The organism is Rhodococcus sp. FG69 (assembly GCF_057808915.1).
In genome coordinates this window covers 1-493 of sequence record NZ_JBMDIX010000121.1, presented here as the reverse complement: position 1 = coordinate 493, position 493 = coordinate 1, and the positions used below count along the sequence as shown (strand labels likewise).

1 protein-coding gene is annotated in these 493 nt (G+C 60.0%); it reads left to right on the top strand.

Translation table 11 applies throughout. From position 1 onward, the window contains the following. Positions 1 to 493: thiolase family protein (locus tag ACODSO_RS29245; protein ID WP_489040091.1), on the top strand; the 493-nt coding region annotated here is incomplete at both ends.

Sequence of the window (493 nt, the reverse complement as noted above, 5' to 3'; positions counted from 1 at the left end):
TGACTACGTCGGTGATCGTGGCTGGGGCTCGGACCCCGGTGGGTCGTTTGTCTGGTGCGTTGAAGGATTTTTCGGGGTCGGATTTGGGTGGGATCGCGATTCGGGGTGCGTTGGAGAAGTCGGGGGTGGGGCCGGAGTTGGTGGAGTACGTGATCATGGGGCAGGTGTTGACGGCGGGGGCGGGTCAGATGCCGGCGCGTCAGGCTGCGGTGGCGGCGGGTATTGGGATGGATGTGCCGGCGTTGACGATCAACAAGGTGTGTTTGTCGGGTGTGGATGCGATTGCGTTGGCGGATCAGTTGATTCGGGCGGGTGAGTTCGAGGTGGTTGTTGCTGGTGGTCAGGAGTCGATGACGCAGGCGCCGCATTTGTTGGAGAAGTCGCGTGCGGGGTTCAAGTTCGGTGATGTGACGATGAAGGATCACCTCGCGTATGACGGTTTGTACGACATTTTCACTGATCAGGCGATGGGTGGGTTGACGGAGTCGTGTAA